Origin of the sequence: Gordonia sp. WA4-43 (assembly GCF_020520305.1) — a bacterium.
In the GTDB taxonomy this organism is placed as follows: domain Bacteria; phylum Actinomycetota; class Actinomycetes; order Mycobacteriales; family Mycobacteriaceae; genus Gordonia; species Gordonia hongkongensis.
On sequence record NZ_CP084736.1, the window covers coordinates 434,993 to 458,411 of the forward strand.

15 protein-coding genes and 1 pseudogene are annotated in these 23,419 nt (G+C 70.3%); 15 read left to right on the forward strand and 1 reads right to left on the reverse strand.

Going from position 1 to position 23,419, the window contains the following annotated elements; all coding sequences use genetic code 11:
• Positions 1 to 96: 96 nt before the first annotated feature.
• From aspS to aroB, 14 genes and pseudogenes are all read left to right on the forward strand, one after another.
• Positions 97 to 1,914 (forward strand): aspartate--tRNA ligase, encoded by a 1,818-nt coding sequence (gene aspS, locus LEL84_RS02095; RefSeq protein WP_226513214.1) that lies wholly within the window; start codon positions 97 to 99, stop codon positions 1,912 to 1,914.
• A 169-nt stretch (positions 1,915 to 2,083) separates the two neighbouring features.
• A pseudogene (locus LEL84_RS02100) lies at positions 2,084 to 5,568 on the forward strand (DUF2126 domain-containing protein).
• Positions 5,565 to 8,300, forward strand: a complete 2,736-nt coding sequence (locus LEL84_RS02105; RefSeq protein ID WP_226513215.1) for a circularly permuted type 2 ATP-grasp protein — start codon at positions 5,565 to 5,567, stop codon at positions 8,298 to 8,300. The pseudogene LEL84_RS02100 and the gene LEL84_RS02105 overlap by 4 nt, the downstream one beginning before the upstream one ends.
• Positions 8,297 to 9,202, forward strand: coding sequence for a transglutaminase family protein (locus tag LEL84_RS02110; protein WP_226513216.1), 906 nt, complete (start codon positions 8,297 to 8,299; stop codon positions 9,200 to 9,202). Before LEL84_RS02105 ends, LEL84_RS02110 begins: the two co-directional genes overlap by 4 nt.
• Positions 9,203 to 9,349: 147 nt before the next feature.
• Entirely contained in the window at positions 9,350 to 10,543 is a 1,194-nt protein-coding gene (locus tag LEL84_RS02115; protein ID WP_068971407.1) for a hypothetical protein, read from the forward strand.
• Between the two features lie 7 nt (positions 10,544 to 10,550).
• Positions 10,551 to 11,936 (forward strand): replication-associated recombination protein A, encoded by a 1,386-nt coding sequence (locus tag LEL84_RS02120; RefSeq protein WP_226513217.1) that lies wholly within the window; start codon positions 10,551 to 10,553, stop codon positions 11,934 to 11,936.
• Between the two features lie 136 nt (positions 11,937 to 12,072).
• The gene (gene alaS / locus LEL84_RS02125; RefSeq protein WP_226513218.1) at positions 12,073 to 14,784 is read left to right on the forward strand and encodes an alanine--tRNA ligase; all 2,712 of its coding nucleotides are present in this window, start codon (positions 12,073 to 12,075) and stop codon (positions 14,782 to 14,784) included.
• Complete coding sequence (gene ruvX, locus LEL84_RS02130; protein ID WP_226513219.1) at positions 14,784 to 15,245, forward strand: Holliday junction resolvase RuvX; 462 nt, start codon at positions 14,784 to 14,786, stop codon at positions 15,243 to 15,245. The genes alaS and ruvX overlap by 1 nt, the downstream gene beginning before the upstream one ends.
• Complete coding sequence (mltG, locus tag LEL84_RS02135) at positions 15,232 to 17,157, forward strand: endolytic transglycosylase MltG (protein WP_226513220.1); 1,926 nt, start codon at positions 15,232 to 15,234, stop codon at positions 17,155 to 17,157. Before ruvX ends, mltG begins: the two co-directional genes overlap by 14 nt.
• A 17-nt stretch (positions 17,158 to 17,174) precedes the next feature.
• A complete protein-coding gene (locus LEL84_RS02140; RefSeq protein WP_226513221.1) occupies positions 17,175 to 18,044 on the forward strand; it encodes a shikimate dehydrogenase in 870 nt (289 codons plus the stop codon).
• 88 nt (positions 18,045 to 18,132) lie between these two features.
• Positions 18,133 to 18,537, forward strand: a complete 405-nt coding sequence (locus LEL84_RS02145) for an A24 family peptidase (protein WP_065632126.1) — start codon at positions 18,133 to 18,135, stop codon at positions 18,535 to 18,537.
• Between the two features lie 51 nt (positions 18,538 to 18,588).
• On the forward strand, positions 18,589 to 19,797 hold the full coding sequence (aroC, locus tag LEL84_RS02150; protein WP_065632127.1) for a chorismate synthase: 1,209 nt from the start codon (positions 18,589 to 18,591) through the stop codon (positions 19,795 to 19,797).
• Positions 19,794 to 20,351 (forward strand): shikimate kinase, encoded by a 558-nt coding sequence (locus tag LEL84_RS02155; protein ID WP_065632128.1) that lies wholly within the window; start codon positions 19,794 to 19,796, stop codon positions 20,349 to 20,351. The genes aroC and LEL84_RS02155 overlap by 4 nt, the downstream gene beginning before the upstream one ends.
• 17 nt (positions 20,352 to 20,368) lie before the next feature.
• Positions 20,369 to 21,493 (forward strand): 3-dehydroquinate synthase, encoded by a 1,125-nt coding sequence (gene aroB, locus LEL84_RS02160; RefSeq protein WP_068972555.1) that lies wholly within the window; start codon positions 20,369 to 20,371, stop codon positions 21,491 to 21,493.
• A gap of 153 nt (positions 21,494 to 21,646) precedes the next feature.
• Here the strand turns inward: aroB and LEL84_RS02165 are convergent, their stop codons facing one another.
• Positions 21,647 to 22,177, reverse strand: coding sequence for a B-4DMT family transporter (locus LEL84_RS02165; RefSeq protein WP_226513222.1), 531 nt, complete (start codon positions 22,175 to 22,177; stop codon positions 21,647 to 21,649).
• Between the two features lie 114 nt (positions 22,178 to 22,291).
• Between LEL84_RS02165 and LEL84_RS02170 the strand changes: the two genes are divergently transcribed.
• The gene (locus LEL84_RS02170; RefSeq protein WP_137808794.1) at positions 22,292 to 23,401 is read left to right on the forward strand and encodes an aminopeptidase P family protein; all 1,110 of its coding nucleotides are present in this window, start codon (positions 22,292 to 22,294) and stop codon (positions 23,399 to 23,401) included.
• The last annotated feature ends 18 nt before the right edge of the window (positions 23,402 to 23,419 follow it).

Consider the following 23,419-nt stretch of genomic DNA (forward strand, 5'->3'; position numbering starts at 1 on the left):
AAGGTATGCGATTGACGGCCGGGGGCGCGGATACGGCACCATGGACACCTGGTCTGCGTTTCCGCCGACCGATTTCGACTCCTGGAAGGATTCTCAGTGCTCCGCACGCATTCCGCAGGTTCGCTGCGCCGCGCCGACGCGTCGCAGACCGTCACCGTCGCCGGGTGGGTCGCACGCCGACGCGACCACGGTGGCGTGGTCTTCATCGACCTGCGCGACGCCACCGGACTGGTCCAGGTGGTCTTCCGCGACGAGTCGGTCGCGCCGGCCGCCCACCGTCTGCGCGCCGAGTACTGCGTCACCGTGACGGGCGTCGTCGAGGTGCGTCCCGAGGGCAGCGAGAACCCCAACCTGAGCTCCGGCGAGATCGAGATCAACGCCGTCGAGCTCGAGGTCCTCAACGAGTCCGCGCCGCTGCCGTTCCAGCTCGACGAGTCGCCGGGCGAGGAGGCGCGCCTGCGTCACCGCTACCTCGACCTGCGGCGTGCGGGGCCCAGCGCGGCGCTCCGCCTGCGGTCCAAGGCGAACGCGGCGGCGCGCGGCGTGCTCGCCGCCCACGACTTCACCGAGATCGAGACGCCCACGCTGACCCGGTCGACGCCGGAAGGGGCACGTGACTTCCTGGTGCCGGCGCGCCTGCAGCCCGGCACCTTCTACGCCTTGCCGCAGAGCCCGCAGCTGTTCAAGCAGCTGCTGATGGTCGCGGGCATGGAGCGGTACTACCAGATCGCGCGCTGCTACCGCGACGAGGACTTCCGCGCCGACCGGCAGCCGGAGTTCACCCAGCTCGACATCGAGATGAGCTTCGTCGACCAGGACGACGTCATCGCTGTCGCCGAGGAGATCCTCGTCGCGCTGTGGAAGCTCATCGGCGTCGACATCACCACCCCGATCCCGCGGATGACCTACGCCGATGCGATGCGCCGATTCGGTTCGGACAAGCCGGATCTGCGCTTCGGTATCGAACTCGTCGAGTGTGCCGAGTACTTCAAGGACACCCCGTTCCGCGTGTTCCAGGCACCGTACGTCGGAGCGGTCGTCATGCCCGGCGGTGCGTCGCAGCCGCGCCGCCAGCTCGACGCATGGCAGGAATGGGCGAAGCAGCGCGGGGCACGCGGTCTGGCGTACGTCCTCATCGCCGAAGACGGGACCCTCAGCGGGCCGGTCGCCAAGAACCTCTCCGAGGAGGAGCGCTCCGGTCTGGCCGCGCATGTCGGCGCGGAGCCGGGTGACTGCGTGTTCTTCGGTGCGGGAGAGGTGAAGTCGACCCGCGCCCTGCTCGGTGCCGCGCGCGGTGAGATCGCCTCGAAGCTCGGGCTCATCAAGGACGGGGACTGGGCGTTCACCTGGGTGGTGGACGCGCCGATGTTCGAGCCGGTTGCCGACGCGACCGCGTCCGGCGATGTCGCACTGGGACATTCGGCCTGGACCGCAGTGCACCATGCGTTCACCTCACCCAAGCCGGAGTCGATCGACGCCTTGGAGTCCGATCCGGGTTCGGCCCTGGCCTACGCCTACGACATCGTGTGCAACGGCAACGAGATCGGCGGCGGATCGATCCGTATCCATCGGCGGGACGTGCAGGAGCGCGTCTTCGAGATCATGGGCATCGGCCACGACGAGGCGCAGGAGAAGTTCGGCTTCCTGCTCGACGCCTTCGCCTACGGCGCTCCGCCCCACGGCGGCATCGCCTTCGGCTGGGACCGCATCACCGCCCTGCTCGCCGGCGAGTCGTCCATCCGCGAGGTCATCGCGTTCCCCAAGTCGGGTGGCGGCGTCGACCCGCTGACCGACGCCCCCGCGGCGATCACCCCGCAGCAGCGCAAGGAATCGGGGATCGACGCCAAGCCCGCACCGCGGGGTGGCGCCGACCAGAAGGACGCCGACCAGAAGGACGCCGGGAGCACTGCCTGAGCCGAAAAACGGTGGGCCGACGTGACTTCGGCCACCGCGGCCCCGGTCCGGTACTAGTCACCCGGCGCCTGGAGGTCATCTGTGATGAGATCTCCACCATGGCGCACAGCGGTGGGATCGAGTCGGCTGCCGGAACCGTGGTGACGGGCGCCGGCGGGGAGTTCCGCCGGTGACGATCAAGGTTGCCCTCGAGCATCGGACGGTGTACTCGTTCGACCGGGCGACCAAGATCTACCCCCACGTCGTCCGCCTGCGTCCGGCGCCGCACTCGCGCACACCGATCGAGGCGTACTCGCTCACCGTCGACCCCGGTGAGCACTTCCTGAACTGGCAGCAGGACGCGTTCAGCAACTATCTGGCGCGCCTGGTGTTCCCGGAACCCTCGACCACCCTCGGGATCACCGTGAGTCTGGTCGCGGACCTCACCGCGATCAATCCGTTCGACTTCTTCATCGAGGAGTGGGCCGAGTTCTACGGCTTCGACTATCCGGCCGAGCTGCGGCGCGACCTCGAGATCTTCCTCCGGCCGGCCGGGGTCACCGACGGTGAATTCGCCGGTGCGCCGGTGCATCCGGAGATCGCGAGGTTCGCGGCAAAGCACCGGCCGGCCGGCCGCACGCGGGTCATCGACTTCCTGGTGCGCCTCAACGCCGCGGTGCGCGACGCCGTCGGCTACACCGTCCGCCTCGAGGCCGGCGTGCAGTCGCCGGAGTACACGCTCTCCAGTGCCATCGGTTCCTGCCGGGACTCGGCCTGGTTGCTGGTCGCCCTCCTCCGCGAACTCGGGTTCGCGGCACGCTTCGTGTCCGGATACCTCGTCCAGCTGACCTCGGACGTGAAGTCGCTCGACGGTCCGTCGGGTCCCGACGCCGATTTCACCGACCTGCACGCGTGGACCGAGGTGTACCTCCCCGGGGCCGGTTGGGTCGGACTGGATCCGACGTCGGGTCTGTTCGCCGGCGAGGGGCACATCCCCTTGGCGGCCACCCCGCATCCGGTCGGCGCCGCACCGATCACCGGTTCGACCGGCCCGTGCCACGCCACTCTGGATTTCACCAACACGGTCACGCGGTTCCACGAGGACCCACGCGTCACGCTGCCCTACACCGCGGAGCAGTGGGGCCGGGTCACCGACCTCGGCGCGCTGGTCGACGAACGGATGGAACGCAACGACGTACGCCTGACGATGGGCGGCGAGCCGACGTTCGTGTCCATCGACAACCAGACGGACCCGGAGTGGCGCACCTTCGCGGACGGTCCGCACAAACGGTTGCTGGCCGGGCGGCTGGCCGACCGCCTCATGACGGCGTACGCGCCGGGCGGCCTGATGCGGCGCAGCCAGGGCAAGTGGTATCCCGGTGAACCGCTGCCGCGGTGGCATCTCGAACTGATGTGGCGCGCCGACGGTCTGCCGATCTGGCGGAATGCGGAGTTGCTCGCCGACCCGTGGGCGACGCCGGACGACTGTGCCGCGGCGATCGACCGCGAGACCCACGGCCCGAACCCCGACGACCTCGGCGACCCCGGCCCGGCACGGGAACTGCTCACCGCCTTCGCGACGCGACTGGGACTTCCGATCGCCCAGGTCGTGCCGGCCTACGAGGACCCGCTGGTCCGGATGCGGGAACTCGCCGCGATGCCGCCCGGTGACCCCGGAACCGACCCCACCCTGCCCGCCGCACGGTCGTTCGCGCAGGCCGAGATCGCCGTCGACGCCGATTCGGCGGACGGCGACGACGACGAGAGCCTCGCTCCGACAACGGATTCCGTCCGACGCAGACGAGCCCTGATCGAGCGGCTCGACGCCGCCGTCACCCAGCCGAGTGCGCACGTGTTGCCGCTGAGCCGCTCGGAGGACCGGACCGCGTGGCAGAGCGCGGTGTGGACGACCCGGCGGGGACGGATCGTGCTGACCCCCGGCACCTCGCCGGCCGGCTTGCGGCTGCCGCTCAACTCGCTGTCGTGGGGTCCGGCCCCGACGCTGTTCGAAGCCGATCCGTCCGCACGCCACGACGACCTGCCGACCGACCCGTCGGCGGCGCTGGGGCACACCGTCCGCGAGGTGGACCCCGCGCAGTTCCTGCCCCGGACCGCCCTCGTCGCCGAGGTCCGCGGCGGCGTGGTCCACGTGTTCATGCCGCCGACCTCGACCCTGGAGGAGTATCTCGCGATCGTCGAACTCGTCGAGGACGCCGCCGCCACGGTGTCGACGCCGGTCGTCGTCGAGGGGTACGGACCGCCCGCCGATCCGCGACTCGTCTCGTTGTCGGTGACCCCGGACCCGGGGGTTGTCGAGGTCAACATCCAGCCGACCGGGAGTTTCGCCGAGCAGTCCGAGCTGCTCGAATCGCTCTACGACCATGCCCGACAGGTGCGGCTGGGCACCGAGAGCTTCGACCTCGACGGGAGCCACGGTGGCACGGGCGGCGGCAACCACATCACCCTCGGCGGCGTCACGCCCGCCGATTCGCCGATGCTGCGCCGCCCCGACCTGCTGGTGTCGATGCTGACCTACTGGCAACGTCATCCCGCGCTGTCGTACCTGTTCTCCGGCCGGTTCATCGGCACCACCTCGCAGGCGCCGCGCGTCGACGAGGGCCGGGAATCCGCGCTGTACGAGCTGGAGATCGCCTTCGCCGAGATCGATCGGCTCGCGGTCAAGGACGCCGTCGGCGGACGGTTCGACGGCGCGCCCCCGAACCCCTGGGTCACCGACCGGGCGCTGCGGCATCTGCTCACCGACATCACCGGCAACACGCACCGGGCCGAGTTCTGCATCGACAAGCTCTACAGTCCCGACTCGGTGCGCGGCCGGCTGGGCCTGCTGGAGCTGCGGGCGTTCGAGATGCCGCCCCACCACCGGATGGCGATGGTGCAGTCGCTGCTGGTGCGGAGCCTGGTGTCGTGGTTCTGGGAGAAGCCCTACCGGGCCCGGTTGATCCGCCACGGCGGCGACCTACACGGCAAACATCTGTTGCCGCACTACGTCATCGCCGACATCGCGCTGGTCGCCGAGGAGCTCCGCGAGGCCGGCTATCCGTTCGAGACCGCCTGGCTGGACCCGTTCACCGAGTTCCGCTTCCCGCGTCTGGGGACCGTCCAGATCCGGGACCAGGAGATCGAGCTGCGCGGTGCCATCGAGCCGTGGAACACGTTGGGGGAGGAGGCAACCGGAACGGGAACGGCCCGGTACGTCGACTCCTCTGTCGAGCGCGCGCAGGTGCGCGTCCTGGGTGGTGAGGACGATCGTTACCTGTTGACTGCAACGGTTTCCCGATCCCACTGCGTGCCACCGGTCGCACCGGTGAACGCGTCGCCGGCATCCGGTTCCGGGCCTGGCAGCCGCCGAGCTCGCTGCACCCGACGATCACCATCGACACCCCGCTCACCTTCGACCTGATCGACACGGTCAACGGCCGATCGGTGGGCGGTGCCACCTACCACGTCGTGCATCCCGGAGGACGTGCCTACGATCGGCCGCCGGTGAACGCGGTCGAGGCCGAGTCCCGGCGCAACGGGCGGTTCGAGGCGGCCGGTCACACGACCGGCACCGTCGACGTCGGGCTGTTGCGCGAACGACAGTCCCGGCAGGCCACCGACTTCGGGGTGCCCGGGATCCTCGACCTCCGGCGGGCACGTACAGTTCTTCGGTGACCTCTTCGCCGGGCAACGCTTCCGCGGTGTTCGACCGCTACCGCGCCGAGGGCCACACTCTCTTCGATCCCGACCGTCTGACCCGTCTGGCCGCATCCGCGGACCGGCCGGCCGACTCCTACGACGAGCTCCTGGAAGCCGACGGCGCGATCCGTCCGGCGTGGGCCGACCTGGCCCGCATCTACCAGCTGCGCGGTCCGGACCGCCTCCGCGACTCCGCGGCCCGGCTGGCCGCAGCGGTCAGCGACGACGGCGTGGTCTACAACGAGTTCGACGGGCAGCACACCGTGACCCGCGACTGGGATGTCGACGCGGTGCCGCTGGTGATCGACGGCGTCGAATGGGCCGAACTCGAGAAGGCCATCACGCAGCGGTCGATGCTGCTCGACCTGCTCCTGCGTGACCTCTACCGCGATCAGAAGACGATCGCGGCCGGTCTGGTCGCGCCCGAGATGGTCTTCGGCCATCCCGGTTACATCCGCAAGGCCGCCCGACTGGAGGTCGCCGGGCCGCACGCGCTGTTCCTGCACGCGGTCGACATCTCGCGTACTGCTGACGGCCGGTTCGTTGCCTACCGGGACCGCACCCAGGCGCCGTCGGGGATCGGATACGCGATCGTCGGGCGGCGGCTGATGTCGAAGACCTTCCCGCAGCTGTTCCAGGCGTGCGCACCGCGGCCGATGACCACCTTCGCCGGCACGATGCGGCTGGCACTCACCGAGTACGCGCCGCCCGGGGTCGACGACCCGACGGTGGCGGTCCTCAGCCCCGGCAGCATGTCCGAGACCGCCTTCGACCAGGCCTATCTCGCGTCGGTGCTCGGCTTCCCCCTCGTCGAGGGCGCCGACCTCACCGTTCGGGACGGCGCGGTCTACATGCGCTCGCTGGGTCGCTACAAGCGGGTGGACGTGCTGCTGCGACGGGTCGACGCCGCCTACTCCGATCCGCTGGACCTGCGGACGGACTCCCAGCTCGGCGTCGCCGGGCTGGTCGAGGCGATCTCGCGCGGCACGGTGACGGTCCTCAACACCCTCGGCTCGGGGGTGCTGGAGAACCCGGCGCTGCACACCGTGCTGGAACGTCTCGCGCCCGTCCTGCTCGACGAGGACCTGCGGCTGGGCTCGGTCACCACGTACTGGGCCGGAGATCCGTTGCAGCGCAGCCTGATCCGTGATCGTCTGGCCGCCCTGGTCCTGACGAACACGAGTACGGGGGAGGAGTTCATCGGCCCGTTGCTCGCCGCGACCGATCGCGCCGACCTCGCCGCCCGGATCGAGGCCCAGACCTGGCAGTGGGTGGCCCGCGAGCTCGAGGCGTTCTCGGTGGCCCCGACGATCATCCCCGGCAGCGGTTCCGGTGGACCGATCGCGACGCTGCGGGCGGCGCCGGTGTCGGTGCGCGCGTTCAGCGTGGCGCAGGGTCCCGGGTACGCGGTCATGCCGGGCGGCCTGGGGGCCGTTCTCGCCGACGGGGTCGCCGGCGCCGCCCACCACGTGGTGGCCGCCAAGGACGTGTGGGTCACCAGCACCGAGGTGGGCGGGCACGTGTCGCGGCGGTCGGAGACCCGCGGTGAGCCGGCCGGGGAGGTCGTCGCGGGCACGTCGGCGGGTCGCCCGGTGACCCGGGAGTACTCCGACGTCGCGGCCGCGGCCAGTCCGCGCGTCCTGGCGGACCTGTTCTGGCTGGGCCGCTACGGGGAGCGGACCGAGCTCGTGACCCGCCTGGCCAAGGTGTCCCGCGAGCGTTATCAGGACTTCCAGTACCGGCCGTGGATGTCGGGCACGCCGGCGGTACCGCTGCTGTTGCACGCGGTCGCCACGGTGACGGGCACCGCGCGCTACCTTGACACCGCCGACCTGCTGTTGCCGGGTTCGGACCGGCCGCCGTCACCCGATCAGGTCAACGAGGCGATCGAGAAGATCGCCGACCTGACCGTGTCGCGATCGGTGTCCGGGACCATCGCCTACTCGGTCGACCGGCTGATCAGCACGGTCCGGGCGGTCCGGGACCAGATGTCCACGAGCACCTGGATGGTGCTCGCGCCGGTCGAACGGATCATGGCGAGCACGACCCGGCTGGTCCTCCGGTCGCGCGCGGACGCCGGGGCGGGCGCCGCCGCGCTGGACCTCGGACCCGATCTGGCCCGCGCGCACGACGAGATCCTGCACGGTGTCCTGGCGCTGACCGGGCTGCAGGCCGAGTCGATGGTGCACGACCCCGCCTGGATGTTCATGGACGTCGGCCGACGCATCGAACGGGCCGTCACCCTCGCCGACCTCACGCTCGCGATGTTCGCCGACGCGCAGGACACCGACGTCGAGCAGGCGCTGCTGGAGTCTTACCTGGTGGCCAACGAATCGTCGGTGATCTACCGTCGCCGCAACCGCGGGCTGTATCAGGCGGCCAGTGTCGCCGAGCTGCTGCTGTTCGACCCGACCAATCCGCGATCGATGATCTTCTGCCTCGACAAGATGAACGCCGACCTGTCGTCCGTTCCGGAGACCCTGCGGTCGGCGGGCGCCGAACGGGCCGTGCAGGACATGATCGCCGAGTTGCGCCGCGGCGACCCCGCCGACCTCGTGCGGGTCGACGCCGACCGGAGGCGCCCGGAACTCGTCGAACTGATGACGACCCTGCGCACCGGGGCGCGTGAACTCTCCGACCTGCTCACCCGCACACGCTTCGCCACCCCGCGCCAGGCGCGACCGATCTGGGCCGGTGGGGAATCGTGACCACGCGCGTCTACCGTGTGCTGCACCGGACCAGCTACACCTACGACGACGACGTGTCGTCCTCGTACGGGCGCTGCCATCTGACCCCGCGCGACCTCCCCGGCCAGCGCGTGCACTCGACGTCGGTCGAGATCGAACCCGAACCCGACGACCGGTCGACGGGGCTCGACGTCTACGGCAACCACGACAGCTATTTCCACGTCCGGACTGCGCACCGCGAGCTGACCGTGACCGCGCGGTCGGTCGTCGAGGTGGATCCCGTGGACCCCGGCGTCCTCCTGAGTCCGGCGGCCCGGGGTCCGTGGGAACAGGCGCGACCGTGTGTGGTCGACGGGCGGGACAGCGCCCTGGCCGCCGAGTTCGTCCTCGATCTCGACCCGCCGGAGATCACCCCCGCGGTGCGCGACTACGCCGCCGGCATCTTCACCCCCGGTCGGCCGCTGGCGGAGGCGGTCATCGATCTGACGTCGCGGATCTTCACCGACTTCACCTACCGGTCCGGGTCGACGGCCATCTCCACCCGGGTCGACACCGTCCTGCAGCGTCGCGAGGGCGTCTGCCAGGACTTCGCCCGGATCGCGATCGCCTGTCTGCGGTCACAGGGTCTCGCCGCGCGGTACGAGTCGGGATATCTCGCGACCGAGCCGCCGCCCGGCAAGGAAAAGGTCTTCGGTGCCGACGCCAGTCACGCCTGGGCGGCCGTCTGGATGCCCGACGGCCGCTGGCTGTCGTTCGATCCGACCAACGACAAGCTGGTCGACGAACGCCACGTCACACTGGCGTGGGGGCGGGATTACGACGACGTGCCGCCTCTCCGAGGGGTCATCTACACCGATTCCACGAAGAGCCGGATCGACGTGTCGGTCGACGTCCGGCCGACAGATGACCTCACCGCGGGCTGAACCGGGCACATCGGACTCGCTTGCTCGGTAAGTCGCTGTGCCACAGTGTTTTCGTCGCACGTTTTCGGGCTATACCGGTAACGACGTGGTACAGATGGACGAACGCGCTGTTGCGACAACGTTGCAACGGGTAGGTTGGTTGGCGACATGACGGTCATTACGGAAAGCCGCATCACCAGCGTGGTGCGGGCGGCAGAGGCGCTGCTGTCACACCGCGCCGGATCAGCAGTGGTTCTCGACGATCCCGAGGACCTCGGCGGCAGCGGACGCACCACGGTCGTGCGGGTCCGCGTCGCCCAGAACCCCCTCAGCCTGGACCGCTCACTGGTGATCAAGGCCCTTCCCGAACACGAGGACCCACAGGCCTTCCACCGGGAGATCGCGTCGTACAAGTACGCGACCGCACTCCCGAACGAATCGCGCCCGGGGCCGCAGCTGATCGCCTCCGACACCGATCTCCGCATCATGGTGCTCTCCGACCTCGGCCACGGCCGGACGATGCTCGAGTACCTGGCCGGCGTCGACCCGGTCGAGACCTCACGTGCTGTCAGTGCCTGGGGCCAGGCACTCGGCCGGATGCACGCGGCGACGGTCGGTGGCGAGGGCGACTTCCTCGCGCTGCTGCGGCGCGGACCGTCGGGGATGCAGGGACGCGACATCCTGCGCGACGAGGCGTTGCGGTCGATCGACTCGGTGGTGGGGCACGCGGCCGCGCTCGACGTCGAGGTCCCCGAGCAGGTGGTGGAGTCGTTGCGTACCGCGGCGACGCTGTTCGACGAGGGCGATCACCGCGCATTCAGTCCGTCGGATGTCGGGCCCGAGAACATCCTGCTCAACGACGACGGCGTGCAGTTCATGGACTACGAGTGGGGCGGCTTCCGCGACGCCACCCTCGACATCGCCTACGCGCTCGTGACCATCACCGCGCAGCTTCCGCCCCGGACCACTGCCCGGGCCACCGACCTCGAGGTCTCGATGGTCGACGCCTGGCGCTCGGAGGTGCACTCGATCTGGCCGGCGCTCGCCCATGAGCGGGAGATGCAGCGCAAGGTGCTGCTCGCCCGTCAGCTGTGGGTGTGGCTGTCGACGGTGTGGATGCTGCCGAGCGACCCGCTGGCTCCCACCGGCCCGGACGCGGACGTCGAAGCGCCCGACTTCGAGCCGGCCGACGTCACTGCCGCCGGCTTCACGCATGACTGGGCGCTGCACACGAACGACCCCCGCGTGATCGTCAGCCGCTGGACCGACCTCGCCGCCGCCGCGGGACGCGCGGGCGACGAGGAGATCGCGGTGTTCGCGACCGCGATGGGCGTCGCGCTGCAACGCATCTGGCTGGCCTGACACGCTCGTGGACGGACTGTTCGACCCACCCGACCATCCTCGGGCCGGCTCCGACGGGCATGGCAGCGCCGGTGGTCTCACCGCGCCGCCGGCTCCGACCGCACCCCTGGCGGTCCGCATGCGGCCGCAGGCCCTCGACGAGATCGTCGGACAGCAGCACCTGCTTGGTACCGGTTCGCCGCTGCGCAGGCTGATCAGTGGCTCGGGCGCGGCGTCGGTGCTGCTCTACGGGCCGCCCGGAACCGGCAAGACCACCATGGCCTCGCTGATCGCGCGCGCCACCGGCGGCCGCTTCGAGGCCCTGTCCGCGCTGTCGGCGGGGGTCAAGGAGGTGCGCGCGGTCATCGACGTGGCCCGGCGCCGGCTCATCGGTGACGGCAAGAACGGCGGTCAGCAGACGGTCCTGTTCATCGACGAGGTCCATCGGTTCTCGAAGACCCAGCAGGACGCGTTGCTCGACGCCGTGGAGAACCGGATCGTGCTGCTCGTCGCGGCCACGACCGAGAACCCGTCGTTCTCGGTGGTCGCGCCGCTGCTGTCGCGGTCGCTGGTCCTGCAGCTGCGGTCGCTGACCGATGCCGACATCCGGGAGGTGCTGACCCGTGCGGTCGCCGACCCGCGTGGGCTCGACGGCAGGGTCGAGGTGACCGACGCCGCCTACGACCACCTCGTCGCGGTGTCCGGTGGGGACGCGCGCCGGGCGCTGACGGCGCTGGAGGCCAGCGCCGACGCCACCGACCGGATCGACCTCGCCGACGTGGAGACCGCGATCGACCGCGCCGCCGTCCGGTACGACCGGGACGGCGACCAGCACTACGACGTGACGAGTGCGTTCATCAAATCCATCCGGGGTTCCGACGTCGACGCCGCCGTCCACTATCTCGCCCGCATGATCGCGGCGGGGGAGGACCCGCGGTTCATCGCGCGGCGCCTCATGATCCACGCCAGCGAGGACATCGGCATGGCCGACCCGACGGCCCTGCAGACCGCGGTCGCGGCCGCTCAGGTCGTGAACCTCGTCGGGATGCCGGAGGCCAAACTCGCGCTCACACAGGCCACCATCCACCTCGCGACGGCACCGAAGTCGGCGGGCGTGGTGTCGGCGATCGGCGCGGCCCTCGCCGATGTCGGGTCGGGCAAGGCCGGCGCGGTTCCGGCTCATCTGCGTGACAGTCACTATCCGGGGGCCAAGAAGCTCGGTAGCGGTGTCGCATACCGCTATCCGCACGATGATCCCGACGGGGTTGTGCCACAACAGTATCCGCCCGACGACCTGGTCGGTCGGGACTACTATGAGCCCACCGACCATGGGCTGGAACGCGAAATCGGGCCGCGGGTCGCGAAGTTGCGATCGATCGTGCGTGGCGCGGTGTCGCGGCGCCGGTCGCGCTGACCGTCCGTGCTGGGCGTTTTCCCAGTGCAGAGTCCCTGCGCCCCCGGCGACTCGCCGACGGTAGGCTGGGATGTCGCGACAACAACGGCCGCTACCCGAACGGCTGGGACCACCAACGGCTAGGACGAAACCCACAGTGCAGACGCATGACATCCGGAAGCGCTTTCTGGACCACTTCATCAAGGCCGGGCACACCGAGGTGCCGAGCGCTTCGCTGCTCCTCGACGACCCCAATCTGTTGTTCGTCAATGCCGGCATGGTCCCGTTCAAGCCGTTCTTCCTGGGTGAGCAGACGCCGCCGTACTCGCGGGCGACCAGCGTGCAGAAGTGCGTCCGCACCCTCGACATCGACGAGGTCGGCATCACCACCCGCCACAACACCTTCTTCCAGATGGCGGGCAACTTCTCGTTCGGCGACTACTTCAAGCGCGAGGCCATCACCTTCGCCTGGACGCTGCTGACCAACAGCGTCGACGACGGCGGTTTCGGTATCGACCCGCAGAAGCTGTGGCCGACGGTCTATCTCGACGACGACGAGGCCGAGGCCATCTGGCGCGACGAGATCGGCGTGCCGGCCGAGCGCATCCAGCGACGGGGCATGAAGGACAACTACTGGTCGATGGGCGTCCCGGGCCCCTGCGGGCCGTGCTCGGAGATCTTCTACGACCGCGGACCCGAGTACGGCGTCGAGGGTGGGCCGGAGGCCGACGAGGACCGCTACATCGAGATCTGGAATCTCGTCTTCATGCAGAACGTCCGCGGTCCGGGGGGCGGCAAGGACAACTACGAGATCCTGGGCCCGCTGCCCAAGCAGAACATCGACACCGGCATGGGCGTCGAGCGCGTGGCCTGCATCCTGCAGGGCGTCGACAACGTGTACGAGACCGACCTGTGCAAGCCGATCATCGACCTCGCCGCGGAACTGTCCGGACGTGCATACGCCGCCGGTTCGCATGCCGACGACGTCCGGTTCCGCGTCGTCGCCGACCACGCGCGGACCTCGGCGATGCTGATCGGCGACGGCGTGCTGCCCGGCAATGACGGCCGCGGTTACGTCCTGCGCCGCCTGCTGCGTCGGGTCGTCCGGTCGATGCGGCTGCTCGGCGCCGGGAGCGAAGCGAGCGGGCCGGATCGGATCGGTACCGCCGACAACCAGCCGACCATGGGCACGATCATCGGCAAGGTCATCGACCTGATGTCACCGTCGTACCCCGAGCTGGAGACGCAGCGCCGGCACATCGTCGACGTGGCCGTGGGCGAGGAGACCTCCTTCTCCAAGACCCTGGCCGCGGGGTCGAAGCTGTTCGCCGACGCGGCGACCGCCACCAAGAGTGCGTCGCGTACGACCATCACCGGTTCCGACGCCTTCACGCTGCACGACACCTACGGCTTCCCGATCGACCTCACCCTGGAGATGGCCGCCGAGGCCGGTCTCTCGGTGGATCAGGAGGGCTTCACCGCCCTGATGGCCGAGCAGAAGCAACGCGCCAAGGCCGACGCGACCGCCCGCAAGACCGGGCACGCCGACCTGAGCGTCTACCGGGACTTCCTCGATCGCGGGCCGACCGAGTTCACCGGCTTCGACGAGCTGGTGTCGGAGGCGCGGGTGCTCGGCCTCGTCGCCGACGGCGCACGGCTGCCGGCGGCGTCGGCCGGCCAGGAACTGACGGTCGTCCTCGACCGCACCCCGCTCTACGCCGAATCCGGTGGCCAGATGGCCGACGTCGGCACCATCACGACCGGGTCGGGAGTGCGCATGTCGGTCACCGACGTGCAGAAGGTCGGCAAGTCGGTGTGGCTGCACAAGGTCCGCATCGACGAGGGGGAGATCGAGGAGGGCGACGAGGTCCTCGCAGCGGTCGACACCGCGTGGCGTCACGGCGCCACGCAGGGCCACTCCGGCACCCACATGGTCCACGCCGCGCTGCGCGAGGTCCTCGGCCCCGGCGCGACGCAGGCCGGTTCGCTGAACCGGCCCGGTTACCTGCGCTTCGACTTCAACGCCAGCGGCCCGGTGACCGAGGCCCAACGACGCGAGATCGAGGAGATCAGCAACGCCGCGGTCGAGGCGAACTATCAGGTCAACACGTTCGAGACGGGTCTGTCCGAGGCCAAGGCGATGGGCGCGATGGCGCTCTTCGGCGAGAACTACGGTGACGTCGTCCGCGTGGTGGAGATCGGCGGGCCGTTCTCCATGGAGCTGTGCGGAGGCACGCACGTGGCGTCGTCATCGCAGATCGGACCCATCACGCTGATCGGGGAGTCCTCGGTCGGGTCGGGTGTCCGGCGCGTCGAGGCCTACGTCGGCATGGACTCGTTCCGGTTCCTGTCGAAGGAGCGTGCGCTGCTGGCCGGCCTGGCGTCGTCGCTCAAGGTGCCGTCGGAAGAGGTGCCCGGCCGCGTCGAGCAGCTCGTCACCAAGCTGCGTGACGCGGAGAAGGAACTCGAGCGGGTACGTGCCGAGGCGGCCCGGGCCGCGGTGTCCGGTCTCCTCGACACGGCGACGACCGTCGGTGCCACCCTCGTCGTCGAGGGACGGGTGCCGGGCCTCGACGCCAACGGGTTGCGCTCGGTGGTGACCGACCTCCGCGGCCGGGTCGCCGACCGCCAGGCGGTGATCGCGCTGTTCTCGCCGAGCGGTGACGGACCAGATGCCAAGGTGCCGTTCGTGATCGCCACCACGGCGGCCGCCCGCGACGCCGGGATCAAGGCCGGTGACCTCGTCAAGGAGGTCGCACCGCTGGTCGGCGGTCGTGGCGGTGGCAAGCCGGACCTGGCCCAGGGCGCGGGCACCGATCCCGCGGGGATCGACGCGGCACTGACGCGAATCCGCGAGTTCGTCGCCTGATGCCGGATCCGCAACCCCGGACCGCCGGTCACCAACGGACCCGCGGGCGACTCCTCGGGATCGACGTCGGGAGCGTCCGCATCGGCGTCGCCGTGTGCGACCCGGACGGCATCCTCGCCACACCGGTGGAAACGGTGCGCCGAACCCCGTCGCGCACAGACGATCTCGACCGGATCGCGGCGCTGGTCGCGGAGTACGAGGCCGTCGGCGTGGTCGTGGGGCTGCCGAAGACGCTCAAGAACACTGCGGGGGCGGCGGCCGAGACCGCGCAGGATTTCGGGGACCGTCTCGCGACCCGGATCGACCCGGTGGCCGTGCACTGGCACGACGAACGTTTCACGACGGTGACCGCACAGCAGGCACTGCACGCCAGCGGGCGGACGGTGAAGTCCTCGCGCGCGGTCATCGACCAGGCCGCGGCGGTCGCTATTCTGCAGGGGTGGTTGGATGCGCGACGGTGAGTCAGGGGAGCCTCCGGTGACCGATGATCGGCGTCGCACCCGGCACCGAGACGGCCAGGGACGCCGTGCCGAGGGCATGGATCCCGAGCGTCTGCGGTATTTCACGCAGTCGGCCGACGGGTCGCCCCACACGCGGCACCGCCGCCGGCGTGCCGGTGGCGAGAATGCCGAACCGGCTCCCCGGCGCCCGGCCCCGCCGAATGTCCCGCCCGCCGAACAGGCGCGGCCGGTGTCCGGCACGCCCGGCCCCCGCGCGACGCCGGTCCGCATCCCGCCGGGGCAGCCGCCCACCCCGCCGCCGCCGGTGGCACCACCGCGGCCCGCTCCGCCGCAGCCTGGTCAGCCGCAGCCCGGTCCATCAACGGCTGCCGGGGGTCCGGTCGAAGACGACGTCGACACCGACTTCACCATGGCCCGTCCGGCCGCTCCGGCGCCTGCGGCCCGGGGTCCTCGCCCCGACGAATCTCGTCCTTTCCCGGACGATCACGCCGCGGAGGAGTTCACCGCTGCCGACTACGAGTCGGCGGGTTACGCGGCAGAACGCCACGACGCCGAGCTGTACGACACCGGTGGCCACGAGACCGGGCGCTACGAGACCGGGCGTTACGAGACGCCGGGCATTGCGCGCCCGATCCGCGACGACGATCGCGTCGCCCGACGAGACCGGCGGATCGACGAGCACGACGAGCACGACGACTGGTGGCCCGGCGCCGACGACACCGAACCCGACCAGCAACAGCGCCGTACGCAGCGCCGCAAGCGCAGCCGGGGCAAGCGTCGTGCGGTCCTCGCCGTCGCGATCGTCTTCATGCTCGCGCTGATCACCGGGGTCGGCTACTACGGTGTGCGCGCCACCGGCCTGCTCGAGTCGCGCAAGGACTACACCAACGCCGCCGGTTCCGGCGATGTCGTCGTCGACATCCCGGACAACTCCACGCTCGCCGACTTCGGCCGCATCCTCGTCGACGCCGACGTGGTGGGCAGCGTGCGGGCGTTCGTCGACGCCGCCGGTGGACAGCCGATGTCCGGCGGCCTCTACAAGATGCGCACCCAGATTCCGGCCACCACGGCCGTGGAGATGCTGACCGCCGACGGCGCCGTGCACCGCGTCGGGCGGGTGGTGATCCCGCCGGGGCTGCAGCTCGATTCGAAGACCGGTATCGACGGCAAGGTCACCCCGGGCATCTTCCAGCTCATCGAGAACGCCACGTCGTTCTCGTTCAACGGGCAGCAGGAGGGGGTGACGGTCGCCGACCTCGAGAAGGCCGCCGCCGAGACCACCCCGGCCGAGCTCGGTGTGCCCGAGTGGGCCGAACAGAACGTCGCCGAGATGACGGGCGATCACCGCCGGATCGAGGGGCTCATCGCGCCGACCACCTGGGAGCGCATCGAACCCGATCACACCGCCACGCAGATCCTGCGGGAGATGATCTCCAGCAGCGCGACGATGTTCGAACAATGGGGACTGCTCGACCGCAACAACTCCGGACTCGAGCCGTACGACACCCTGATCGCGGCGTCGATCGTCGAGCGCGAGGTCCGGCATGTCGAGGATGCGCCGAAGGTGGCGCGGGTCATCCGTAACCGCCTCGACCGCGACCAGCTGCTGCAGATGGACTCGACGCAGAACTACACCGCGGACATCACGAACATCGATGTCCACGGCGAGGCGTACAAGAACGACAACGAGTGGAACACCTACCGGTACAAGGGGTTGCCGCCCACGCCCATCGCGGCGGTCGGGGTGCCCGCCCTGGAGGCGATGCTCGACCCGGCACCGGGCGGATGGCTGTACTTCGTCACCGTCGACACCGCCGGGACCACGTTGTTCGCGAACACCTTCGAAGATCACATCCGCAACCGCCAGGTCGCCTGCCGCAACAAGCTGGTGGCCACCGGCTGCAGCCAGTGAGCAGCAGCGGACCCGCCATGAACACCGTGCCCGCCGGCATCCGCTCACCGCACGGTGACCGCCGTCGGGCCGCGGTTCTGGGGTCGCCGATCACGCACTCGCGCTCGCCGCGTGTCCATCTGGCCGCCTACCGGGCACTCGGGCTCGTCGACTGGCGGTACGACCGGATCGAGTGCACCGCCGACCGTCTGCCCGAGATCGTCTCGGGAGCCGACGTCGACTTCATCGGGTTCTCGGTCACCATGCCCAACAAACGCGCTGCCCTCGAGTTCGCCGCCGAACGCACCGAACGCGCCGAACTGGTCGGGTCGGCGAACACCCTGGTGCGCGTGGCGACCGGTTGGCGCGCGGACTGCACCGACATCGACGGCGTGTCGGGAGCGCTCACCGACCTCGCGGTCGACGCGGACCTCGCCGCCGGGACCTCACCGGTCGCCGTGGTCGTCGGAGCGGGTGGCACGGCACTTCCGACCATCATGGCGCTCGCCGAGACGGGCATCACCGACGTCACGGTGGTCGCCCGCGACGCCGGCCGGGCCGCGGCCGTCCTCGAACTGTGTGAGCGGTTGGGGATGAACGGAGACGTCGTGCCCTTCGAACCCGCCGAGGCGCTGGCCCGAAGGTGTCGCGAGTCCGCGGTCGTCGTGTCGACGGTGCCGGCCGACGCGGCCGTGGTCCTGACGCCCGCCGTGGCGCGGGCACGCAAGGTCGTGGACGTGATCTACGACCCCTGGCCGACTCCGCTCGCGTCCGCGGTCGACGCGGCCGGTGGAACCGTGGTCGGCGGTCTGGTCATGCTCGTCAACCAGGCATTCCGGCAGGTCGAGCAGTTCACCGGGCTGCCCGCACCCCGCGACGTGATGGTCGCGGCACTCACCGCCGACTGATCCCGGGGGAGCTCCGACTCCGTCCACAGGACGTGCCGGTTGTGGACGGGCGAACGGTGCCGGTCGATCACCCCGACATGCTCGACCGATGGCCGAGTGCGTGATCCTGATCTGGCTGTCGGTCATCGCGGTGACCGACGCCGACACCCGCCGGATCCCGAACGTGCTCGTCTGGCCCGGTATCTGCGGTGCGGTGGGCGCGTGCGCAGTCCACCCCGGCGCGGCGGTGGCCGCGCTCGTCGCCGCGGCCCCGTACGCGCTCGCCTTCGGGATGCGATGGTGCGGCGGTGGGGACGTCAAGCTCGCCATCGCGTGCGGTGCGCTCGCCGTACGGTGGGACGCCGCCCTGCTCGTGGTGGCGCTCGCCTCGGTCATCGCGGTGGGCACGGTGGTCGGGCATCGCGTGGGTCGCCGGGACCCCGCCGGCCGCGGGGCTCATCCGCACGGACCCGCGCTCGTCGCCGCCACGATCGTGGTCGCCGGTCTGTTGTGACGCGTGCTACGCGTGGTTCGGCGGCGCCGCCGTCGGTCCGGGCTCGGCAGCATGGAACAATCGATCACTGTGTTGCGCTGGATAACTGCCGGAGAATCCCACGGTCCCGCCCTGGTCGCCATCGTCGAGGGCATGGTGGCCGGTGTCGAGGTCACCTCGTCCGACATCGCCGGGCAACTGGCACGCCGCCGGCTCGGCTACGGCCGCGGTGCGCGGATGAAGTTCGAGGCCGACCAGGTCACCGTGCTCGGCGGGGTTCGTCACGGCCAGACCATGGGCGGCCCGGTCGCGATCGAGATCGGCAACACCGAGTGGCCCAAGTGGGAGACGGTGATGGCGGCCGATCCCGTGGACGCGGCCGAACTCGAGGGGAGTGCCCGTAACGCACCGCTGACGCGTCCCCGCCCCGGGCACGCGGACTACTCGGGAATGCTCAAGTACGGCTTCGACGACGCCCGTCCGGTGCTGGAGCGCGCGAGCGCCCGGGAGACCGCGGCGCGTGTCGCCGCGGGCACGGTCGCTCGCAACTTCCTCCGCCAGGTACTGGGCGTCGACGTCATCTCCCATGTCATCTCCATCGGCGCGAGCGATCCCTACGTCGGCCCGCCGCCGCGCATCTCCGACCTCGAGGCCATCGACGCCAGTCCGGTCCGGGCGTTCGACGCCGATGCCGAGACGTCCATGATCGCCGAGATCGAGGCGGCGAAGAAGGACGGCGACACCCTCGGCGGCGTGGTCGAGATCGTCGCCACGGGGGTGCCCGTCGGCCTCGGCTCGCACGTCAGCGGCGACACCCGCCTGGACGCCAAGCTGGCGGCCGCCCTGATGGGCATCCAGGCGATCAAGGGCGTCGAGGTCGGCGACGGCTTCACCACCGCCCGCCGGCGTGGCAGTGAGGCCCACGACGAGATGGTGCCCGGTGCCGACGGTGTCCTGCGATCGACCAACCGCGCGGGCGGACTCGAGGGCGGCATGACCAACGGCGAGGACCTGCGCGTCCGCATCGCGATGAAGCCGATCTCGACGGTGCCGCGAGCGCTGTCCACGATCGACATGTCGACCGGGGAGACGGCCAGCGCCATCCATCAGCGTTCCGACGTCTGTGCCGTGCCCGCGGCGGGCGTCGTCGCCGAGGCGATGGTCGCGCTCGTCGTGGCCCAGGCCGCTCTCGAGAAGTTCGGCGGCGACTCGGTGACCGAGACCGGCGCGAACCTCGCCGCCTACCGGGCTGCCGTCGACGCGCGTCCGCCCCGGGCATGACCCAGCCCCCGGCACCCCCGACCCCGACGCGTCCGACGACCGGTCGCCGTCCGGCGGCCGTACTGATCGGTTTCATGGGAGCCGGGAAGTCCACCGTCGGTCGCATGCTCGCCGACCGGCTCGGCGTCGACTTCATCGACACCGACATCGAACTCGTCCGGCGCACCGGCCGCAGCATCCCGGAGATCTTCGAATCCGACGGTCTCGAGGGATTCCGGACGATCGAGGCGAACGTCGTCACCGATGTCCTGGACAATCACGGCGGGGTGGTGTCGCTCGGCGGCGGCGCGGTGACGACCGCCGGGATCCGCGAGGCACTGGCCGACCAGCGCGTCGTATACCTGCGGGTGTCGCCCGATCGCGGGTACGACCGCGTGTCGGGTACCGACCGCCCGCTCCTGGGGACGGACGACCCCGCCGCTCGGTACGCCGAACTGCTCGCCGAGCGGATACCCGTCTACGAGGCGGTCTGCACCTTCGACGTCGACGCCGACCCCGACCCCGACGCGGTGGCGGACGCCGTGGTCGTCCAACTCGCCCGTGAACTGATGTGAGGAAGCCGAGTATCACCGTGAACGAACAGGCAGCGAACGAACCCATCGCCATCCGGGTCAACGCCGGCGCACCGTACGACGTGACCATCGGCCGGGGACTCCTCGGTGAGGTGGCCGCGGCCGCGCAGGGCGCCGACCGCATCGCGATCCTGTATCAGCCGCCGCTGGCCAAGACCGCCGAACAGATCCGAGAGTATCTGGCGGACAAGGGGTTCGACGCCCATCGCGTCGAGATCCCCGACGCCGAGGCGGGCAAGGACCTCTCTGTCGCGTCGTTCTGCTGGGAGGTGTTCGGCCGGATCGGCCTCAAACGTAACGACAAGGTCATCAGCCTCGGCGGGGGAGCCGCCACCGACCTCGCCGGGTTCGTCGCGGCGACCTGGATGCGCGGCATCGGGGTCATCCACATCCCGACGACCCTGCTGGCGATGGTCGACGCCGCCGTGGGCGGCAAGACCGGCATCAACACCGAGGCGGGCAAGAACCTCGTCGGCTCGTTCCACGAACCCGACGCCGTCCTGATCGACACCGGCACGCTCGAGACCGTCCCGCGCAACGAGATCGTCGCCGGACTCGCCGAGGTCATCAAGACCGGGTTCATCGCCGATCCGACGATCCTCGACATCATCGAGGCCGACCCCGAGGCCGCCCTCGACCCGACGTCGCCGGTACTGCCCGATCTCATCCGGCGCTCGGTGCAGGTCAAGGCCGACGTGGTGTCCGCGGACCTCAAGGAGTCGTCGCTGCGCGAGATCCTCAACTACGGGCACACTCTCGGCCACGCGATCGAGCGCCGCGAGCGTTACCGCTGGCGTCACGGCGCGGCGGTGTCGGTGGGTCTCGTGTTCGCTGCCGAACTCTCGCGCCTGGCCGGCCGCCTCGACGACGCCACGGCGGATCGGCACAAGGCGATCCTGGATCTCGTGGGGCTGCCGACGACCTATGACCCGGATGCGTTCGCCGATCTCCTGCAGGGGATGGCGGGGGACAAGAAGAACCGTTCCGGCGTGCTGCGTTTCGTCGTGCTCGACGGACTCGCCAAGCCGGGCCGGCTCGAAGGGCCCGACCCCGGCTTGATCGCCGCTGCCTACTCGGCAGTGGCCGGTGGCTCAGCGGAGAAGAGCACGTCGATATTGCTCTGAGGCGAGGTCCTGGCGAGACGAGTTGCGAAGACCCTTCGTGACGCGCCCTCCGCAAGCTCCGAGCGCTCCTCAGGGAGCAGGAGGTGGCTCGCTTCGCTCGTACCTCAGGGAGCTGAGAATCCGGCCACTCGCACGCGGGCTCTTTCCTGAGCCTCAGCGAATGCGCTGTGTCGGCGCGTCCGAGTCGGCCTCGGTCCCACCGTCGTGGCGATGGGACCGATCCTCGTGCACCGACCAGTCGTCGTCGGCTGCGCCCTTGTTCTGGTCGCGCCGGACGAGGAAACGGCCGATCGCCGCGCCGACGAAGGCCGGGACGAAGACGAGCAGTGCGGTGAACGACGCCCCGGCGATCAGCTCGATGAACAGGCTGGCCTGCCCGATGCCGGCCAGGACGACCGTGCCGAGGATCCAGGAGATCAACCCGGCGACGACGCCGGCGAGGACACCGGCCTGCAGCCAGCGCACGGTCAGATCCTCGTAGTCATCGGGATCCGGGTTGGCGCGGGCGTCGCGGATGCCGTCGTAACCACCCCACACCAGGGCGATGAGCACGACGACCGCGATCGCGATGGTGCGCCAGATCGTCGAGTTCAGCGGCGCCTGCACCACGGCGAATCCCAGCAAGACGCGGGCGAGGACGTGAACTGCGGTCATCGTCAGACCGCGCACCAACCACGAAGACATGCGCGTCATCTTACGCACGGGGGTGGTGACAGCGGACACACCTGGTCGAAGTGGCCGGGTTTCGCGGGTCGGGCGGGTTCGCGCGGCTGGGGCGCCGGCCGTAGCGTGGCCAGGGTGCCGATCAACCATGACACCGCAGGCCGCCGCGCCCGGCTGCGTGCCGAGCTGCGTACCGCGGACGACCCGGTCTCGTTCCTCGTCGTCTCCGACCTCGTCAACGTCCGCTACCTGACCGGGTTCACCGGCTCCAACGCCGCCGTGCTGATCGACGTCGACGATCCGGCCGGCGACCGGATCGCCACCGACGGCCGGTATCTCACCCAGGTCGCCGAACAGGTGCCCGACGTCGAGCCGATCATCGAACGCTCGGCGGCGCGTGCCCTCGTCGACCACGCCCGGGCCGCCGGGGCGGGTCGCGTCGGCTTCGAAGCCGACACCGAGACCGTGGCCGGGCACCGAGCGCTGTCCGCGGCTGTCGGGGACTCCGGGATCGAACTCGTCAGCACGACCGGTGTCGTGCAGAACCTGCGCGCGGTCAAGGAACCGGGGGAGATCGAGCTGCTCCGGGCGGCGTGCGCGATCGGGGATGCGGCCCTGGCGCAGATCATCGCCGACGGCGTCCTGCGGGCCGGGACGACCGAGCGGCAGGTCGCGCGTGCGCTCGAGTGGGAGATGTACCGCCTCGGGGCCGACGGGATCGCGTTCGAGACCATCGTGGCCGCCGGCGCGCACTCGGCGATCCCGCATCACCGGCCCACCCACACGGCTCTGGCGGACGGCGATCTGGTCAAGATCGACTTCGGCTCGGTGGTCGGCGGGTATCACTCCGACATGACCAGGACCTTCGTCCTGAGGCGCGCGGCGTCGTGGCAGCGGGACCTCTACGAACTCGTCGCCACCGCGCAGGCCGCCGGCCGCCGGGCCCTCACGCCCGGGGCCGACCTGCGGGCGGTCGACGCCGCGGCCCGCGACGTGATCGCCGACGCCGGCCACGGCGAGAACTACGTGCACGGTCTCGGTCACGGAGTGGGACTGGAGATCCACGAAGCGCCGGGAATCGGCAAACTCGCGGCGGGTACACTGCCATGCGGTGCTGCGGTCACCGTGGAGCCCGGTGTCTACCTACCCGGATGGGGTGGGGTCCGGATCGAGGACACATTGGTGGTCACCGACGGCGACCCCGACCTGCTGACCGCCACCGACAAGACATTCACCGTCATCTGACTGCAAGGGAACGAAAAC

What these genes read in the sequence shown, in the direction of transcription:
- LEL84_RS02115 (WP_068971407.1), top strand. Translation starts at nt 9,350, where the DNA reads ATGACGGTCATTACGGAAAGCCGCATCACCAGCGTGGTGCGGGCGGCA.
- ruvX (WP_226513219.1), top strand. Translation starts at nt 14,784, where the DNA reads ATGCCGGATCCGCAACCCCGGACCGCCGGTCACCAACGGACCCGCGGG.
- mltG (WP_226513220.1), top strand. Translation starts at nt 15,232, where the DNA reads ATGCGCGACGGTGAGTCAGGGGAGCCTCCGGTGACCGATGATCGGCGT.
- LEL84_RS02140 (WP_226513221.1), top strand. Translation starts at nt 17,175, where the DNA reads ATGAACACCGTGCCCGCCGGCATCCGCTCACCGCACGGTGACCGCCGT.
- LEL84_RS02145 (WP_065632126.1), top strand. Translation starts at nt 18,133, where the DNA reads ATGGCCGAGTGCGTGATCCTGATCTGGCTGTCGGTCATCGCGGTGACC.
- aroC (WP_065632127.1), top strand. Translation starts at nt 18,589, where the DNA reads ATGGAACAATCGATCACTGTGTTGCGCTGGATAACTGCCGGAGAATCC.
- LEL84_RS02155 (WP_065632128.1), top strand. Translation starts at nt 19,794, where the DNA reads ATGACCCAGCCCCCGGCACCCCCGACCCCGACGCGTCCGACGACCGGT.
- LEL84_RS02165 (WP_226513222.1), bottom strand. Translation starts at nt 22,177, where the DNA reads ATGTCTTCGTGGTTGGTGCGCGGTCTGACGATGACCGCAGTTCACGTC.